15 protein-coding genes and 1 tRNA gene are annotated in these 16,648 nt (G+C 66.3%); 8 read left to right on the forward strand and 8 right to left on the reverse strand.

Annotated elements, in window-relative coordinates; genetic code table 11:
• The first annotated feature begins 21 nt into the window (after positions 1-21).
• The 4 genes from ACZYZF_RS09150 to ACZYZF_RS09165 are packed head-to-tail and all read left to right on the forward strand — an operon-like array spanning position 22 to position 4,071.
• A complete protein-coding gene (locus tag ACZYZF_RS09150) occupies positions 22-1,053 on the forward strand; it encodes an ABC transporter substrate-binding protein (protein ID WP_463745313.1) in 1,032 nt (343 codons plus the stop codon).
• Positions 1,050-1,868 carry an ABC transporter ATP-binding protein gene (locus ACZYZF_RS09155; RefSeq protein WP_463745172.1) on the forward strand — a complete coding sequence of 273 codons (819 nt, stop codon included), beginning with the start codon at positions 1,050-1,052 and terminating at the stop codon, positions 1,866-1,868. The genes ACZYZF_RS09150 and ACZYZF_RS09155 overlap by 4 nt, the downstream gene beginning before the upstream one ends.
• Positions 1,861-2,721, forward strand: a complete 861-nt coding sequence (locus ACZYZF_RS09160) for an ABC transporter permease (protein ID WP_463745171.1) — start codon at positions 1,861-1,863, stop codon at positions 2,719-2,721. Before ACZYZF_RS09155 ends, ACZYZF_RS09160 begins: the two co-directional genes overlap by 8 nt.
• Before the next feature lie 12 nt (positions 2,722-2,733).
• On the forward strand, positions 2,734-4,071 hold the full coding sequence (locus ACZYZF_RS09165; protein ID WP_463835368.1) for an LLM class flavin-dependent oxidoreductase: 1,338 nt from the start codon (positions 2,734-2,736) through the stop codon (positions 4,069-4,071).
• A gap of 70 nt (positions 4,072-4,141) precedes the next feature.
• On the opposite strand, the gene ACZYZF_RS09170 is transcribed toward ACZYZF_RS09165, so the two are convergent.
• Positions 4,142-4,633: a YajQ family cyclic di-GMP-binding protein gene (locus tag ACZYZF_RS09170; RefSeq protein WP_463745169.1), complete on the reverse strand. Its 492-nt coding sequence runs from the start codon at positions 4,631-4,633 to the stop codon at positions 4,142-4,144.
• Between the two features lie 100 nt (positions 4,634-4,733).
• Positions 4,734-5,720 (reverse strand): hypothetical protein, encoded by a 987-nt coding sequence (locus ACZYZF_RS09175; protein WP_463835369.1) that lies wholly within the window; start codon positions 5,718-5,720, stop codon positions 4,734-4,736.
• Positions 5,721-5,949: 229 nt separating this feature from the next.
• Here ACZYZF_RS09175 and ACZYZF_RS09180 point away from each other — a divergent pair.
• Positions 5,950-6,032, forward strand: a tRNA-Tyr gene (locus ACZYZF_RS09180).
• A gap of 39 nt (positions 6,033-6,071) precedes the next feature.
• Here the strand turns inward: ACZYZF_RS09180 and ACZYZF_RS09185 are convergent.
• On the reverse strand, positions 6,072-6,323 hold the full coding sequence (locus ACZYZF_RS09185; protein ID WP_463835371.1) for a hypothetical protein: 252 nt from the start codon (positions 6,321-6,323) through the stop codon (positions 6,072-6,074).
• Positions 6,324-6,485: 162 nt separating this feature from the next.
• Here ACZYZF_RS09185 and ACZYZF_RS09190 point away from each other — a divergent pair, with 162 nt between their 5' ends.
• Positions 6,486-7,694 (forward strand): RtcB family protein, encoded by a 1,209-nt coding sequence (locus tag ACZYZF_RS09190; RefSeq protein ID WP_463835372.1) that lies wholly within the window; start codon positions 6,486-6,488, stop codon positions 7,692-7,694.
• A gap of 1 nt (position 7,695) precedes the next feature.
• Here ACZYZF_RS09190 and ACZYZF_RS09195 read toward each other — a convergent pair whose 3' ends face one another.
• A complete protein-coding gene (locus ACZYZF_RS09195) occupies positions 7,696-7,920 on the reverse strand; it encodes a hypothetical protein (RefSeq protein WP_463835374.1) in 225 nt (74 codons plus the stop codon).
• A 122-nt stretch (positions 7,921-8,042) separates the two neighbouring features.
• Between ACZYZF_RS09195 and ACZYZF_RS09200 the strand changes: the two genes are divergently transcribed.
• The gene (locus tag ACZYZF_RS09200; protein ID WP_463835375.1) at positions 8,043-8,324 is read left to right on the forward strand and encodes a hypothetical protein; all 282 of its coding nucleotides are present in this window, start codon (positions 8,043-8,045) and stop codon (positions 8,322-8,324) included.
• Between the two features lie 4 nt (positions 8,325-8,328).
• Here ACZYZF_RS09200 and ACZYZF_RS09205 read toward each other — a convergent pair whose 3' ends face one another.
• Complete coding sequence (locus ACZYZF_RS09205) at positions 8,329-10,233, reverse strand: DUF7159 family protein (protein WP_463835377.1); 1,905 nt, start codon at positions 10,231-10,233, stop codon at positions 8,329-8,331.
• 183 nt (positions 10,234-10,416) lie between these two features.
• Between ACZYZF_RS09205 and ACZYZF_RS09210 the strand changes: the two genes are divergently transcribed.
• Positions 10,417-12,078 carry a DUF7937 domain-containing protein gene (locus ACZYZF_RS09210; RefSeq protein ID WP_463745162.1) on the forward strand — a complete coding sequence of 554 codons (1,662 nt, stop codon included), beginning with the start codon at positions 10,417-10,419 and terminating at the stop codon, positions 12,076-12,078.
• On the opposite strand, the gene ACZYZF_RS09215 is transcribed toward ACZYZF_RS09210, so the two are convergent.
• The 3 genes from ACZYZF_RS09215 to ACZYZF_RS09225 all read right to left on the reverse strand — a co-directional run bounded on the left by ACZYZF_RS09215 (position 12,075) and on the right by ACZYZF_RS09225 (position 16,633).
• Positions 12,075-13,757 (reverse strand): PE-PPE domain-containing protein, encoded by a 1,683-nt coding sequence (locus ACZYZF_RS09215; RefSeq protein WP_463835378.1) that lies wholly within the window; start codon positions 13,755-13,757, stop codon positions 12,075-12,077. The genes ACZYZF_RS09210 and ACZYZF_RS09215 overlap by 4 nt on opposite strands.
• Positions 13,758-14,099: 342 nt before the next feature.
• Complete coding sequence (locus ACZYZF_RS09220; protein WP_463835379.1) at positions 14,100-15,722, reverse strand: PE-PPE domain-containing protein; 1,623 nt, start codon at positions 15,720-15,722, stop codon at positions 14,100-14,102.
• 197 nt (positions 15,723-15,919) lie between these two features.
• The gene (locus ACZYZF_RS09225) at positions 15,920-16,633 is read right to left on the reverse strand and encodes a TetR/AcrR family transcriptional regulator (RefSeq protein ID WP_463835381.1); all 714 of its coding nucleotides are present in this window, start codon (positions 16,631-16,633) and stop codon (positions 15,920-15,922) included.
• Positions 16,634-16,648 lie beyond the last annotated feature (15 nt).

Here is a 16,648-nt window from a genome sequence, read left to right on the forward strand (position 1 = left end):
CTATTCAGTTCAGTGCTCGCGATGCTCAGTGCGCTCGTGCTGGTACTGACCGCGTGTGGTTCGTCGGAGGGAACGGCGCGCACGGAGGACGGCAAGACCGTGGTGCGCTATCAGGGCTGGGCCGGCGAGGTCCGATTCCAGGAACTGGCCGAGGACCTCGGCTACTACCAGAAGATCAAGCTGGACTGGGTGGGCAACACCACCAGCGGGCCGCAGGACATCCAGTCCGTGGCCACCGGCGATATCGACGTGGGCGAGGCGTTCAACGGCGCCGTGGTCAAACTCAACGCCGCCGGTGCACCGATCACCTCGGTGCTCAGCTCCTACGGCGCCGACGACGGTGAGTACACCGGATACTTCGTGTTGGAGAACAGCCCCATCCACTCGGCTCGCGACCTGATCGGCAAGAAGGTCGGGATGAACACCCTTGGCGCGCATCATGAGTTCCTGACCCGGGAATGGCTGGCCAAGGAAGGGCTGACCAACGACGAGATCAAGACGGTGACCCTCACCGTGGTGCCGCCGGTCAACACCGAGCAGGCGTTGCGTGAGGGGCAGATCGATGTCGCGGCGCTCAACGGGATCTGGCGGGAGACCGCGCAGCAACGCGGTGGGATCCGGCCGCTGTTCACCGACAAGTCGCTGTTCGGGGCGTTCAGCTACGGCACCTTTGTGGTGCGCGACGATTTCCTGGCGAAGAACCGGGATGCGGTGGCCGATTTCGTCCAAGGAACCGCGCGGGCGATCCGGTGGACCCAGGTGACCCCGCGCGACGAGGTGGTGGCCAAGTTCCGCGAGATCATCGACAAGCGCAAACGCAACGAGGACACACAGTCCATCGAATACTGGCGCAGCTCAGGCATTCCGGTGCCCGGTGCGGTGATTGCCGAACGCGAACTGCAGACCTGGATCGACTGGCTGGTGCGCAACGGCGAGCTCAAGGAAGGGCAGCTGAAGGCGAAGGACCTCTACACCAACGACCTCAACCCGTATGCCAACGGAACCTATCCCGATGACAGCGGGCCGGACGGGAAAGCGCTGGCACACAAGTGAGTACACAAGCCGAGAGCGCCCAACCCAAGCTGCGGCTGCGCAATGTGACGAAGCAATTCCCGATCCGCGGCGAGAAGACCGGTTTCACCGCGATCCAGGACATCAGCATCGATCTGTCGGCGGGGGAGTTCCTGGTGCTGGTCGGGCCGAGCGGCTGCGGCAAGTCGACCCTGCTGGACCTGCTCGGCGGACTGACCCAGCCGACGTCGGGGGAGATCCTGCTCGACGGCAAGCCGGTCACCGGTCCCGGACTGGATCGCGGCATCGTTTTCCAGCAGTACGCGCTGTTGCCGTGGCGCACGGCGCGAAAGAACATCGAGTTCGGTCTGGAGGCAAAAGGATTGCCGGCGGCCGAGCGTCGCCGACGGGCTGAGGAGTATCTCGACCTCGTCGGCCTCCAGGGCTTCGCCGACCGCTACCCGCACGAGCTGTCCGGCGGCATGAAGCAGCGTGTCGCGATCGCCCGTAGCCTCGCGTTCGATCCCGAGGTGCTGCTGATGGATGAGCCGTTCGCCGCGCTGGATGCCCAGACCCGGGAATCTCTGCAGGACGAGCTGCTGCGGATCTGGCAGGCGACCGGCAAGACCATTCTGTTCATCACCCACGGCATCGACGAGGCGCTGTATCTCGGCCAGCGCGTCGCGGTGCTGACCTCGCGGCCGGGCCGGATCAAGAAGGTTGTCGACGTCGACATCGACCGTAGCGCCGATGACATCCGGTCCAGCGAGGGATTCCGGGCACAACGACATCACATCTGGTCGCTTCTGCACCACGAGGTGGAACGGGCCCGGTCCGAGGAGGTTCAACATGTCTAGCGCCATCGCGGTGGCCCCGGCCGAGGTGTCCGTCGACGAGCCGGCCGAGACGCCGGCACCGGTGCCGGGGCCCGAGCATCGTGGCCGCCGCTTGCAGACCCTCGCGTGGCGTCTGCTGCGTCCCACGGTGGTCGTCGCCGCTTTCCTGGCACTGTGGGAGGTGGCGCCACGGGTCGGCCTGGTGGACAAGGTCTTCCTGCCGCCGTTCTCCGAGGTGGTCGGCGCCTGGTTCACGCTCTTGGGCAACGGTCAACTGTGGGAGCATGTTTCGGCCAGCCTGGGGCGCGCCTTGGCCGGTTTGGTCATCGCGATCGCGGTCAGCATTCCGCTGGGAGTGGCGATCGCCTGGTACCGACCGGTCGCGGAATTCCTCAACCCGATCCTGGAGTTGTTCCGCAACACCGCGGCGCTGGCTCTGTTGCCGGTGTTCATCCTGATCCTGGGGATCGGCGAAACCTCCAAAGTTGCGCTGGTGATCTATGCGGCGTCGTTCCCGATCCTGCTCAACACCATCTCCGGGGTACGCACCGTGGACCCGTTACTGATCAAATCGGCGCGCTCTCTGGGGCTTTCGCCGATCCGTCTCTTCCAGAAGGTGATCCTGCCCGCCGCGGTGCCGACCATCTTCACCGGCCTGCGCATGGCGGCGGCCTCCTCGATCCTGGTGCTCATCGCCGCCGAGATGGTCGGCGCCAAGGCTGGACTGGGATATCTGATCACGGCCTCGCAGCTGAATTTCCAGATCCCCAACATGTACGCAGGCATCGTCACCATCGCCCTGGTGGGCGTCACCTTCAACGGCATCGTCGTGGCCATCGAAGGGCGCTTGTCGGGCTGGCGCGCCACCACTTAGGAAAGGGAACCATTGCCACGCCAACTGCATCTCAACGCATTTCTGATGGGGGTCGGCCACCACGAGGCAGCGTGGCGGCACGAGCGCACCGATGTGCGAGACCTGACCGACGTCAAGCACTTCCAGCGGCTGGCGCAGCTGGCCGAGCGCGGCAAGCTCGATTCGGTGTTCTTCGCCGACGGGCTCGCGGTGGGGCCCCGAGTCAAGCACAACACACAGGCGATCTTCGAGCCGATCACTCTGTTGACCGCGATGGCGACGGTCACCGAGCACGTCGGGCTGATCGCCACCGCCACCACCGGCTACATCGAGCCCTACACCCTGGCCCGCAACTTCGCGTCGCTCGATCACATCAGCGGCGGCCGTGCCGGGTGGAACATCGTCACCTCGGCGGGTGAGGACGAGGCGGCCAACTTCGGCGTCGAGGGTATCCCCGACCATGCCGGGCGCTACCGACGGGCCGCTGAATTCGTCGACGTGGCAACGGCTTTGTGGGACAGCTGGGAGGACGACGCCCTGATCCTCGACGAGTCCACCGGCATCTTCGCCGATCCGGACCGGGTGCACCGCATCGACCACCACGGCGAGCACTTCACCGTCCGTGGCCCGCTGAACTCGCCGCGGTCGGTGCAGGGCCGTCCGCTGCTCGTGCAGGCCGGGTCCTCGGAGGCCGGAAAGGATTTCGCCGGGCGGTACGCCGAGGCGATCTTCACCGCGCAGCGCTCGGTCGAGGACGGCACGGCGTTCTACCGCGACGTGAAGGCCCGCGCGGTGAAGTTCGGCCGCAGCGCCGACGACGTGTTGATCCTGCCCGGCATCGTGCCGTTCATCGGCCCCACCGACGAGGCCGCCCGTGAGTTGGAACAGCAGTTCACCGACCTGATCTCCCCCGAATACTCACTGCGTCAGCTGTCGCAGATGCTCGGGGTCGATCTGACTGCCCACACGCTCGACGCTCCGTTGCCCGCCCTGCCGCCCATCGAGCAGATCCAGGGCAACAAGAGCCGCTACCAACTGGTCAAGGACCTGGCCGGCAGCGAGTCGCTGACCGTGCGCCAGTTGATCGCCAAACTCGGTGGTGGCCGCGGACACCGGACCTTCGCCGGCACCGCCGAGCAGGTGGCCGACAACCTGGAGCTGTGGTTCACCGAGGGCGCCGCCGACGGCTTCAACATCATGGCGCCGTATCTGCCCGGCGGGTTGGAGGACTTCGTCGAGCAGGTGGTGCCGATCCTGCAGCGTCGCGGGCTGTTTCGGACCGACTACACCGCGACGACACTGCGCGGACACTACGGGCTGGAGCACCGGCCCAGCCGGTACACCGCAACGGCGGCGGCCAGCACCGCCTAGAACGCCGACGGTGCACTCAGATCGCGATTTCGTCGTCACCCGTGATCTGAGTGCACGCTCGGCGACTGCGCTAGCGGTAGTTGACGAACTGCAGTGCCACGTCCAGGTCGGCGCCACGCAGCAGCGCCTGGACGGCCTGCAGGTCGTCGCGCTTCTTCGAGCTGACCCGGATCTCCTCGCCCTGGATCTGGGCTTTGACGCCCTTGGGGCCGTCGTCGCGGATGAGCTTGGTGATCTTCTTGGCCTGCTCGCTGGTGATGCCCTGCTTGATGTCCCCGGACACCCGGTAGGTCTTGCCGCTGGGCTGCGGGTCGCCGGCGTCGAAGGCCTTCATCGAGATGTCGCGGCGGACCAGTTTCTCCTTGAACACATCGACCGCGGCCTTGACGCGCTCCTCGGTGGAGCTGACCAGTTCGATGGACTCCTCGCCCTTCCAGGCGATGGTGGTGTCGGTGCCGCGGAAGTCGAACCGGGTGGACAGTTCCTTGGCGGCCTGGTTGAGCGCGTTGTCGACCTCCTGGCGGTCGACCTTGCTGACGACGTCGAAGCTGGAATCCGCCATTGGACGCCCCTCCTCTTCCCTCGGTGAATGCTGCCGGTTTGTAGCTTAGGTACATCCTCGTCGCACCTTGCTGCCCGCACCACAGGAGGGGCCGTGGCGGCTAAGCGGAATCGTCTCCGGACTTCAGCCCCGTTGCGCGATGCGGCACGCGGGCGCGCGTCACGCCCGAGGAGCCGTTCAACCGCTTCGACCACTGTTTCTTGACCAGGGACCGCAGCTTGGACGCGGTGCGCTGCGGCCTTGATTCGAAGGTCGCAGCCCGGGTGGGTTTCGCTGACTTCGGGGCCACCGGAGCCACGGCGGCGTCCTTGGATCTCATCGGTGCCGGATCGTCAGCGACGACTGCCTTCGCCGATGCGACGGCACTGTCGACGATGTTGATACCCGGACCGGTTTGGCTCACGGTGATGCCGTCTTGGCCGACAGCGCCGGCGACGGCGAACGGACCACCTTGTGTCTTAACGGTATTGGTGCCTGAAGTATTGAACGCCAGGGAGGCGAAGCTGTCGATGTCGAACCCGGCGACGACTCGTCCGTCACCGTCGAGGTTGATCGCGAGGTTGCCGATTCCGAATGCCTCGGCCCAGTTGTAGTCGACATGGTCGCCGCGGTTGATGGCGATATTGGCGATTCCACTGGTGACTGAGTGTCCCTGGGCGCCGTCGGTCACCGCGAGCGACGTAAGCCCCGCCGAACCGGCGTACGCGTGGTGGCCGTTCGCGTAGGCGAACGTGAGGACGCCTCGTGCCGTCGAGTACGAACCCTCACCGACGGCGAGTGCCGCACTCAGTGAATTGAGGCTCAGGAGCTCGGCAGGGACCACCGCGGATGCACCGTCGCCGATCGCCAGCGCCCCGGTGAACCATCCGTACGCGGACGCGGTGGCACCGTCGCCGATGGCGATCGCCACGTCGGCCAGACCGCTGGAGCAATCCGCGCTGCTGCTGAGGCCGAAGGCCGATATGCAGGACGCGTTCGCGGAGGGCCCCGAATATGCCAGGCCGGCGAGCAACGCACCGGAGGTCACCACCCCAGCGAGCAGCACGCTCGTGCGTCTGCCGTCGAATCGCGCGGTGTTCTGTCGCATGTAGGGCCTCGCTCCATGGAGTTGACGTCTGGCCGGCACAAAATAACGCGCGCGCAACATGGGGATATAGGTAATTGCCTACTGCATTTGAGACGGGCGAGCGCCCGCGCCTACGACACCGGCAGAATGTGGCCCGCATCGCAGATACGCTGCCGGTTTGTAACTTGGGTACATCCTCGTTGTACCCTGCTAGTCGCACCAAACCGGAAACGGGGCGGCGCACCAGCAAGGCAGATTGCCCGAGCGGCCAATGGGAGCGGACTGTAAATCCGTCGGCTTACGCCTACGCAGGTTCGAATCCTGCATCTGCCACACAAGTCAGGCCCCCTTTCGAGGGGGCCTGATTGGTTTCTACGGTCTGGACGCCGAGGTTGGCGGATAGCGGCGACCGTCGAACGGTTGGCATCTGCTCGCCGGTTCCGCCACCACCCGCTGGCCGGCGGCGTCGGCCGACCACCAGCCGAAACGATGGACTTCAAGTCGGCAGTCCGGTTCTGCGTGCTCCTTCGCCCACCGCACCGCGGTGCGTTTGCGCCAGAACCCGGCGATCGGCATCACACCGCCGTCAGGGCGGTGCATGAACACATACCAGCCAACTCTCATCGGGACCCCCGTACCGACAATGCCTACGTCATTTCGGACTCTATTCTGGTGCGGGCGTACCGCTTTCCGTCAAATCGGGCGGGGTGCTCGGCTGTACGGCGCATCGTCTACCCGCTGGCCGGGCCGAACAAACCCCTGGACAGCATCGGCAGAATCGACGGCATGACTACGCATCGCGTCGTCGACCACAAGCTGTTGAACTTCGCCAGCCACATCGACGACAACACCATTGAGCAGGCGAAGCAGACCGCTTCGATGCCATTCGTGCATCCCCATGTTGCCTTGATGCCTGATGCCCACAGCGGCAAGGGGTCGGCTGTCGGCACCGTCATCCCGACCATCGACGCGGTGATCCCGGCCGCGGTCGGCGTCGACATCGGCTGCGGCATGATCGCGGCTCGCACCGAATTCACCGCAACCGACATCAAGGGCCGTGACCTGGCGGCGCTGCGCACGGCGATCGAGGCGGCGATTCCGCTGTCACCGGGTAACTACAACGACACGCTGGCCCGGTTCCCGTTCACGGCGGGTCGCATCACCGACCTCGAGCACTTGGCCAAGGACGGCGGAATCGACCTGTTGCACTCGCCCAAGTGGCGCGAGCAGCTCGGCTCCCTCGGCGGCGGCAACCACTTCATCGAACTGTGCCTGGACCAGGACGACCGGGTGTGGCTGTTTTTGCACTCGGGTTCCCGTGGTGTGGGAAACAAGATCGCGCAGAGGCACATCAGGATTGCGCAGAAGCTCATGAAGCGGTGGTGGATCGATCTGCCCAACCCTGATCTGGCCTACCTCCCGCAGGGCACGCAGGAGTTCGGCGACTATCTGCGGGATCTCAACTGGGCGCAGCGCTTCGCCTTCGAGAACCGTGCCGAGATGATGGACCGGTACATGTGGGTGTTCGCCGCGTGGATGGGTTACGCCCATCTGGATCGGCCGAAGACCGCCGGCGACTTCGAGGTCGAACGCTTGAACTGCCACCACAACTACACCCGCAAGGAACACCACGGTGGCCGCGAGGTGTGGTTGACCCGCAAGGGTGCGATCGATGCGCACAAGGGCGTCATGGGACTGATCCCGGGCAGCATGGGAACCCGGTCGTATGTGGTGCGGGGCAAGGGCAACGCCGCCGGCCTGTGCTCAGCTCCACATGGTGCCGGTCGCCGGTTCTCCCGCAACGAGGCGCGTCGCCGTTTCACCGCAGACGACCTCGCCCAGCGGATGCAGGGCATCGAATACCGCCACGGCGAACAGTGGATCGACGAAATCCCCGACGCGTACAAGGACATCGACGTCGTCATGGCCGACGCGGCGAGCCTGATCGAGATCGAACACGAGCTCCGTCAGGTGCTCAATGTGAAGGGTACGTAGCTCAGGACTTACGCCCGGCAACCAGATAGACCACCGGCAGCACCCCCGAGGTGCTCAGGAGTCCGAGGGCGCTGCCCCACAACCACTTCGGGCCCTTGACCTGATCGGCCTCTCGGGCGGCGAGGTCGCGTGCCGCCCAGGCCCGCAGCGCGGCATCGACGGCGGCTACCACGATGACGGCGGTCTTGGCGGTGGGCGACAGGTCATTCCAGCGCTTCTTGGCCACGAGCGCATTCCTTTCGGGGGAGAGGCATCGGTTGTTCCCCCAAGATATGCCAAGGTATTTCCACGTGGTGGCGCCCGATACGCACTGGACACCTCCAGTCGAACCGGCGGATGATGGCGATCATGGCGCGGACCTCGGTTCTGTATGCCGCATTGCTGACGGCTGCGGGGGTCGTCGCATCGGTCGTCTCTGCACCGGCTGCGTCCGCCGGAGCCGACGACGTGATCCGCGACCTGGAATCGCAGGGCTACACGGTTCACATCAACTGGACCACCGGATTCGACACCAAGCCCCTGTCGGAGTGCTGGGTCACCGGCGTCAACAATCCCGGTAGCCAGACGCCGGGTCCGACGACGTTCGTGACGGTCTACGTCGACGTCGCCTGCCCGAATCACGACTACTGAGCGGCTATGGACTGACCGGCATCGTCGTCACCGGCGAGCCACCGTAACTGCCGCTGCCGGAGCCACTCCCGCCGCCGAAGAGGCCGCCGCTCGACGACCCGCCACCGGATGACCCGCCGCTTGAGGACGAGCTACCGCCGGATGACGATCCGCCCCCGTATGGGGAGCCGCCACCAAACGGCGACTGCGGCTCGACCGTCGTAACCGGCGCCTGCGTCGCAGGAGCTTGTTGTTCGACCGGCGGCGTATAGGTCGGTGCGGTGTGGGTCGGTGCCTCGATCGGAGGCACGGTCTCCTGAGCGGACGTGTGGGTCGGCGCCACCGTCGTGGTGGGTGGCGCTGTCGTGGTGGGTGGCGCGGTGGTCGTCGGTGGCGCGGTGGTCGTGGTGGGCGGGGCCGTCGTGGTCGTCGGCGGTGCCGTGGTGGTGGTCGGCGGTGCGGTGGTGGTCGTCGTCGGGGGCGCCGTTGTTGTCGTGGGCGGCGACGTGGTGGTGGGGGGCGTCGTCGGTACCCACGTCGGCGCCGTCGGCCACACGACCGGAGGCAGCGGGATCGGAACCGGAATCGGGATCGGCACGGGCACCGGAGCCGGCGGAACCACCACGGGTGCGGGTGCCGGGGCAGGTGCAGGAACCGGCGCGACCGGCGGAGCCTCGTTGACCGGCTGGTTGACGGGGGCCTGACGCACCTTGGGCGCCGCCGGTGGCGGCGTCAGCACCGAGACCGGCAGGGCGACGGGATCCGGCTCGTGCGGAACCGGCGGAAGGTAATTGCCGGGTACGGTGGCCGCCTGTTCGGCGGGCGCGGGCTGCGCGCGCACATCGGCTGCCGGCCGGACGTTGATCGCGACGGTGACGGCCAACGTGGCGAAGGCGACCACTACGAATGTCAGGGCACTGCCCATGAGCAGCATCCGCGGCGGTGGCGGCGCGATGACGGTCGTGTAGTCCGGGTCGTCGTCCTGTTCGGGGACGAACTCGTTGACCGCGTCCATCGGCATCTCGTCGGCCCAAGGCTGGTCCTCGGGATCCTGCGAGTACGCCAGGTCCGGTCCGACGGCGGCGTCCGAGGCCGCAGGAGCCATCTGCGTCGCCGCGGCAGCAGGAGCCATCTGAGTCGCCTCGGCGGCGGCGGGTCCCAGCTGGGTGGCGTCCGCCGCGGCGGGTGCCAGCTGCGTGGCATCGGAGGCCGCGGGGGCCATCTGGGTCGGATCCTGTGGCACACCGACGACGGGTGCCATCTGAGTGGATGCACTGGCCGGCGCGATGTCGTCCACCAAGTGGGCAGCGCCCCGGGCGATCGCATAGCCCGCGTCCGGCGCCACCTCGATCGGTGCGGTCGAACGAAGCTCTGCCGCAACCGAATCAAGATCGAGGCGTTGGCCGACCAACAACACGCGTCCGGGGGCCTCGTCGGCGGGTACCCGTTTGAGCGCCGCGGCGCACGCTGCGGCGGCGCCGGCGGTGCCGATCGGGATCGTGGCCAACGTGGCCGATATCGGGGCCGGTGCGGCCGTGCGGTCCCCGACCACGGTCAGCGACACGGTGTCATCGGCGGCCAGCAGCAATGCCGCGTCGGCGCCCACGCTGCGGGCCAGGGCTGCAGCGGCTTCGCCTTCGGTCACGACCTCGACGTTCGGCACTCCGGCGTCGAGCACGGTCTGGCGCAGCGTGTCGGCCGCCGAATCGTCGGGCAGGCACAGTCGGGTCGCGGCCACTTGGTTGCCGGACTCGGTCACCGCGCGGTAAGTGCCGATGATGGTCTCGGCGAGCTCCGACATTTCGGCTATCAGGTCGTCGGGCAGGTCGAGCGCGTACTGATCCAGAACCTGGCCGCCACTCGCAGGCGATCCGATCATGGCCAAGCGCGCCACACGCCCGGTGACCGCCACCCCGAGGACTACGTCCACGGTTGCACTCCTTGCTTCACAGATATATGTCGAGCCCCGACGGACATTTCCAAGCTACCGCACAGCTGCAACGGGCTTTGGTGGTCAAACGGTGCGGCTGCCAGCGCTGCTTGTGCGTCGGAGCAAAAGTGAGCACGCTGGTTGAGTCCCGTTGCGTTGTCACTCCTAGAGAGGAATCGGTACGTGAGCGACGAGCGTTACGACGCGTCCGCCACCGTCCAGGTGGCGACGGTGGCCACGCCGGCGGCGGAGCGTCCTCCGCGGGTCGGCTACGTGCCCACCCGGACCAACCGGGTGCGTGACGGCCTCGCCGTGGTGCTGCTCGTCATCGCGATGCTGCTCCCGTGGAACCTGGAATTCGGCGTCGGTGTCCCGGGCAGCGCCGGGTCGACTTTCGTCATGCTGGCCATCGTGACGCTGCTGGCGATCGCCGCCGCACTCGCACCGCACCTGGGTCCGTTCCGCCTCGGTGGAGACAAGTCGGATGTTCGGCGCACCAGCCGAATCCGGCTCGTGCTCAGCGCCGCTTACTTGATCGTGGTCATCTGTTTTGTCGGCTATCACGTGGTGCAGACGGTGCGTGGCGGTGGCACCGGGGCCGTCCCGCCGGGGGTGGGTCCGGGCATGCTGCTCGGCGTCGCGGGCGCGCTGCTCGCCGGGCAGCCGCCTATTACGTCGATCACGGTCGAGGACAACAAGTTTCGGCGCTGGTATGCTGTCGCGCGGGTGATCGGTTTCCTGTCGATTGCGCTCGCGACGCTGTCGGTCGCGTTCAACGTCTACTGGCGGCTGCGGTACCTGTTCGTCACCCAGGTGGAGTTCGGTGCGCACGATGTCGCTGTCATCGCCACGACGGTGCTCTACGGCGCGGAGGCGATGATCGCGCTGGTCATCGCCTCACGCTGGCTGACCGAGCGGACCGGGGCGGCACGGCTGGCCACGACGGCCATCGGCGTTTCGGGTGCGATCGCCGCCACATTGGTGTGGCTGGCCGGCATCGGCCGTGATGTCGACGCGTTTCACGGCATCGCCCAGAACACCTCGACGGCGGCAGTGGGCTACGAGGGCTACCTCGCCTGGGCGGCCGCGGCCGCGATCGTTGCGCCGACGACGCTGTATGCCGTCTTCCTGATCAGGCCGCCGACCATCGGTGCCTACCGCGGTGCCGCCCAGAAGTGCCTGACGCTGATCGCCTTCTGGGCGTTCGCGGCGGCGGCGCTGCGGGTTGTCGACTTCGTGATCGCCCTGTCGCTCGACCTCCCGCGGGCCTTGTATGACACGGTCGCGATGACGGTGTTCAACCTGGTGACCGCGTTGGTCGCGCGCTGGCTGCACCGCCAGTTGGAGAGGGGGCTGACGTCGACGACCGTGGCGGCGGCCTTCAGCGCCGTGTTGTTCGTCTTCACGGTGGCGAACGTGGCCATCGGCGTCGCCCTGGCGCCGCGCTACGCCGGGCCTGCGCCCGCGGCGATCTATGGCAACAACCTGGCGCAGCAGATCACCAGCACCTTCGACGTCACGGTATGTGTGCTCAGCCTGCTCGTGCTGGTGGTGATGGTGTTCACCGGACCGTTCGCCGGCTATCTGGTGCGACGCGAAACCCGTTCGGCCAAGCCGGTGATCCCCGAACCACCGACCGCGACGTTGCTGCCCAAGGCGGGCGTCGAAGACTCCGCGCCCCCGACCATCGCCCGGCAGCCTCGTGCGGCGGCCGTGCCGAGAATCGTTCGCCTGAAAGAGGATTCGACGACGGTGCTGGCCGCACCGCCGACGACCGATCTTCAGGTGCCGACGCAGGCGCTGCGGATCCAGCGTCGTCCGCAGCGCCCACCGACGGACGGTTAGCCTGCGTGCGACCGCTTCTGCTTCGCCGGACGGTTGTGCTGGGCACCCACGGACTTCGTGGATTGCTTCGCTGCGCGGCGTTCTGCGCGAGTCGACGTCCGGTCGGACCGCTCGTGTCCGGACTTGGCGCTCGGCGCCGGTTCACGGGTTGAGGAACGGGCCGGCAAGGCCGTCCGATGAGCGCTCCGGGAACGTTCCACATCCGGGACCGATGTCAACCGCCGTGGCGCCGAAGCGGAATCACTGCGGGCAGTGGCCGATGGCACACGCGCGGGACGATCGGCCGGGGTGCGCTTCGGCGTCGCGGTGTTGATCGCGGTGTCGATCGTAGTGTTCACCGTGGCAGTCGCCGGGGCGTGAGCGTCGCCCGGTTCAAAGGCTTTTCTCGGCGCCGTTGCATCGCCGAAAGCTTTCATGAACTCAGCCAACGGCCTTGTCGCATCCGACAGCGACCTCGAGATTTCGTCCACGACGTGGCGCACCCCCTGGGCCACCGGTGAGGTGTCCACCGGGGCCGCTGGATGCTCGGTCCACTGATCGTCCGGTCCGGTGCCGGAGACCACCGGATCGGGCAGGGTCGGGACGTAGGGTTCACCGCCCAGGATCGCCAGCGACTGCGCGAACGCTCCCGGCAGCCGGTCCATTGCCTCGTCGAACTTGGCCTGAGGAGTCACCCAGCTGAGTTCTCTGACTTGGCTGGGATCTGCGGTGCGGTCGTAACCCATCTCGACGAACACTCGTAGCACCGGGTCGAGCGCGTCGACGAATCGTTCCGCGCCGATCAGCGATGCCGGGATGCGCAGCGGCGCCAGCAGTGGCAGATACTGCGGCAGCATCACGTAGGTGGTGTTGCCGACCTGAGTCCTGACGGCGTTGGGGGCATCCGCGTACTCCAGCACATAGCCGGGAAAGGCGTGTCCGAAAGCCATCCCGGCAATGGCGTTCGCTACGGACAGCGGATTGAGGTACTCCGGGAAGTCGGCGACGCCGTCGTACTGATTTTGGTAATAGGTGGTCTTGAAGGGACTGTCCGATGGTCCGGGACGGCCGAACGGGAAGAGGTCTCCCAGCACCGGCAGGTCTTTCCACGCGCCGAAGCGCGTGAGGATGCCGCCGTTGGGCTGATACGGGTTTCCGATGAAGATGAACTCGTAATCCTCAGCGTTGGCAACGTAATTCGGGTCTTTCGCCATGTCGTAGCGCGCGATCTCGGCGACCTGTGTCCCCTGCGATACGCCGATGATCGTCACCTTGTCACCGGCCGGTGCCGCGGCGATGTCCCGCTCGAGGTAGCCGGCCCCGATGGCCTCGGATCGCTTCAGTGACTGCGTCCAGTACGGCAGATCGGACAGCACCGGGATATCCGAGATGATCGGCAAGCTGACGCTGATCTGCGCCGGGTAGGCGACCGTGTGGTACGCGTCGCCCTCCGGGATGGTGCTGCCGTAGAAGAACAGCGGAATGCTCAACCCGAATGCGTCGTAGGAGGCCCCCACGCCCAGCGTGGTGCCGACGAGACGAACCGCCGCGCTGTAGGTGGTCGATGGGGTGCTGACGCTGACCCCGGCGGATACCGCGACGACGACACCGCCCGTCAGCAATATCGAGCCCCACCGACATGAACCGCGCTGCCTGCCTTTACCGCGCTGCAGTACCCCCTGGAGACCCCGACCCTTCATTCCGGCACCTTTCTTCCCCCACCGTGGTGGGTTCGGCCATCGTGGTGATCCGGCGGAGTATCAACGTCTGTGGCCCACTGCCGGCCGCGAACCGGGAAGGTGCCCAGTGCCACTTCCGACGCTCATAGTGCCCGAAAGCTACCAGCAAGCCCGTTGGCCCGCAGCAAGATTCGGGCATGTTCACCAAGGTCGCTGCAGCCGGGTCCGAGCCTGCTACGCGATCGTGTCAGGCTGGCAACTCCCGTGTCCGGCGGGTGGTCGTGCAATTCTCCGCCAAACCGTCACCGAGAGTCATTGGAGCAAACGATGATCCAATGCGCTCAAGGTTTCGCCGTGGAACGGCTAACTCGCGTGGGTGCTCTCGTGTTTCGACGGTCGGTCGCGTTTCCCGTCCACCGATTTCGCGGACTGCTCAGCGGCGCGCCTTGCTGATCGAGCCGAAGCCCGGTCGGAGTGATCGGTTCCCGACGACGTGCTCGATCCCTGGTCCTGGGTCGATTTGCGGGTGGGCGCGGTGGTCACGTCGCGCTTCCCGGAACCGTCGGCATCCGGGACCGCTCTCAGCCGTCGCTGCGCCGAATCGGTTTGGGGAGAATCCGTTCGCGGCCGCCCGTGCCGACTGAAAGGCGTGGGCTTCGGAGCGGTACCGGCGTCCGGTTCGACAGCGCTCTTGGGGGCTGTCGGCTCGCCGATGGCTTGCAGCACCTTGGCCAGCGGGCGGGTGGCGTCCGACAGCGCCGTCGCCACGTCGACCACGGTGTGGCGTACCCCTTGTTCAAATGGCGACGTACCCACGGGATCGATCGGATGCTCGGTCACCGGTGTCTCCGGTTCGGTACTGGAGACGACAGGCTGGGGCAGGGTCGGAACGTACTTCTCGCCGCCCAGGATCGCCAGTGACTGCTGGAACGCGCCGGGCAATGCGTTCAGGGCCTCGTGCACTTTCTCGTCGGGGGTGATCCAACCGAATTCCTTGACCTGGCTGGGATCTGCGGTGCGGTCGTATCCCATTTCGACGAACACTCGTAGTACCGGGTCGATTGCGTCGACGAATCGCTCCGCGCCGATCAGGGATGCGGGAATCCGCAGCGGTGCCAGTAGTGGCAGGTATTGCGGCAGCATCACGTAGGTGGTGTTGCCGACCTGGGTGGACACCGCGTTGGTCGCGTCGGGATGTTCCAGGACGTAGCCGGGAAAAACATGCTGGAACACGATGCCGGCGAGGGCGTTGGCGATGGACAGCGCGTTGAAATAGGCTGGGAAATCAGCGAAGCCGTCGTACTGGTTCTGGTAGTAGGTCGTCTTGAAGGGGCTGTCGGACGGGCCGGGACGTCCCAACGGGAAGATGTCACCGAGTACGGGTACATCGCTCCACGAGGTGAAGCGGGCGAGGATGCCGCCGTTGGGCTGGTACGGGTCGCCGATGAGCACGAACTCGTAGTTCTGGGCGTTGGCAACGTAATTCGGGTCCTTGGCCATGTTGGCCCGCACGATCTCGGCAACCTGGGTGCCCTGCGACATCCCGATGATCGTCACTTTGTCGTCGGCCGGTGTGTTGGCGATGTCCTGCTGGAGGTAGCCCGCCCCGATCTGTTCGGACCGTTTGAGCGAGTGCGGCCAGTACGGAATATCGGACAGCCCAGGAAGATCGGAGATGATCGGGATGTCGAGGTTGATCTGTGCCGGGTAGGGGACGGTGTGGAACGAGTCGCCTTCGGGGACGGTGCTGCCGTAGAAGAACAGCGGAATGCTCAACCCGAAACCGTCGAATGAGGGCCCCACGCCGATCGTGGTACCGACGAGACGAACCGCGGCACTGTAGGTGGCGGACGGGGTGGTGACGCTGACCCCGGCCGATACGGCGACGACCACTCCGCCGGCCATCAACATCGACCCCCAACGACGTGAACCGCGCTGCCGGCGCTCACTACGCGGCAGCGCCCCCCGGCGACCCCGACCGTTCATGCCGTTCCTACTTTCCTCGTTGGTTAGGCCGGCCAGATGTCCGGACGCAGGCGCAATTTCCAGAGGGACTGCCAACACATCAGTGACGGAATGTGACGGGCGCCACTTCGTACGCAGCCGAAAGTTACCAGTGGGTAGAAGTTATGGCAAGGATGACTTTTTGCAACAAGGACTCTTGTTGCAATTGTTTTCCGAGGTCAGCGCGCGGAGGCCGCGATCCCGGCGCGCACCACGGAGACGAAGGTCGTCATGGTGCGGATCAGGGTGTCGATGGTCGGCGGTGAGTCGCGGTTGATCTCGCGTTGGTGCAGCCAGTCGGCCACGCTCTCGAACAGGCCACCCACGGTGGACACCGCCAAGTCGTGGTAGTCCACGGCGCCGTTCGCGGGCAGGCAGGGAAACTCGCGCTGGCGCCACAGTCCTTCGAGAAAGGCCGCGGTCCAGCGACGATTCTCGCGGCGGAGCCGTTCGACACGTGGCGAGATCCCGGCGCATTCACCGAAAGCCACCACGGCCACGCGGGGGTCGTCGACAAGTGCGTGGGCGAAGGCCGACAGCAGGCGATGGACGGTTTCGTCGGGATCATCGGGCGCATCGGCGAGCGCTTCGACCGCCTGCGTCTCGATTCGTTGTGCGATCTGAGTCAGCAGGGCCAGATAGCAGTCCTCTTTGCTGTCGAACACCTCGTAGAACGCTTTGTTGCCGACATACGCCGCCTGGCAGATCTGCTCGATCGAGGTGTTTGGGTATCCGTCGCGTGCGATCAGTTCGAAGGCGGCCGTCAACAGTTGTTCGCGGCGATGGGCACGACGCTGTTCGGCATCGAGTCCGCGGATCGTGCGCTGCCCGCGGGGCTTTGCAGTGGGCCCCGGCGTTTCGTGCGCATCGGGGGCCACCGGCGGTCTACCCATGGGTCGCAGTGTAGT

Source organism: Mycobacterium sp. IDUB_24 (assembly GCF_055419385.1).

Coding starts and splice junctions, on each gene's coding strand:
- ACZYZF_RS09150 (WP_463745313.1), top strand. CDS start 22: ATGCTCAGTGCGCTCGTGCTGGTACTGACCGCGTGTGGTTCGTCGGAG.
- ACZYZF_RS09160 (WP_463745171.1), top strand. CDS start 1,861: ATGTCTAGCGCCATCGCGGTGGCCCCGGCCGAGGTGTCCGTCGACGAG.
- ACZYZF_RS09170 (WP_463745169.1), bottom strand. CDS start 4,633: ATGGCGGATTCCAGCTTCGACGTCGTCAGCAAGGTCGACCGCCAGGAG.
- ACZYZF_RS09175 (WP_463835369.1), bottom strand. CDS start 5,720: ATGCGACAGAACACCGCGCGATTCGACGGCAGACGCACGAGCGTGCTG.
- ACZYZF_RS09185 (WP_463835371.1), bottom strand. CDS start 6,323: ATGAGAGTTGGCTGGTATGTGTTCATGCACCGCCCTGACGGCGGTGTG.
- ACZYZF_RS09190 (WP_463835372.1), top strand. CDS start 6,486: ATGACTACGCATCGCGTCGTCGACCACAAGCTGTTGAACTTCGCCAGC.
- ACZYZF_RS09200 (WP_463835375.1), top strand. CDS start 8,043: ATGGCGCGGACCTCGGTTCTGTATGCCGCATTGCTGACGGCTGCGGGG.
- ACZYZF_RS09215 (WP_463835378.1), bottom strand. CDS start 13,757: ATGAAGGGTCGGGGTCTCCAGGGGGTACTGCAGCGCGGTAAAGGCAGG.
- ACZYZF_RS09220 (WP_463835379.1), bottom strand. CDS start 15,722: ATGAACGGTCGGGGTCGCCGGGGGGCGCTGCCGCGTAGTGAGCGCCGG.
- ACZYZF_RS09225 (WP_463835381.1), bottom strand. CDS start 16,633: ATGGGTAGACCGCCGGTGGCCCCCGATGCGCACGAAACGCCGGGGCCC.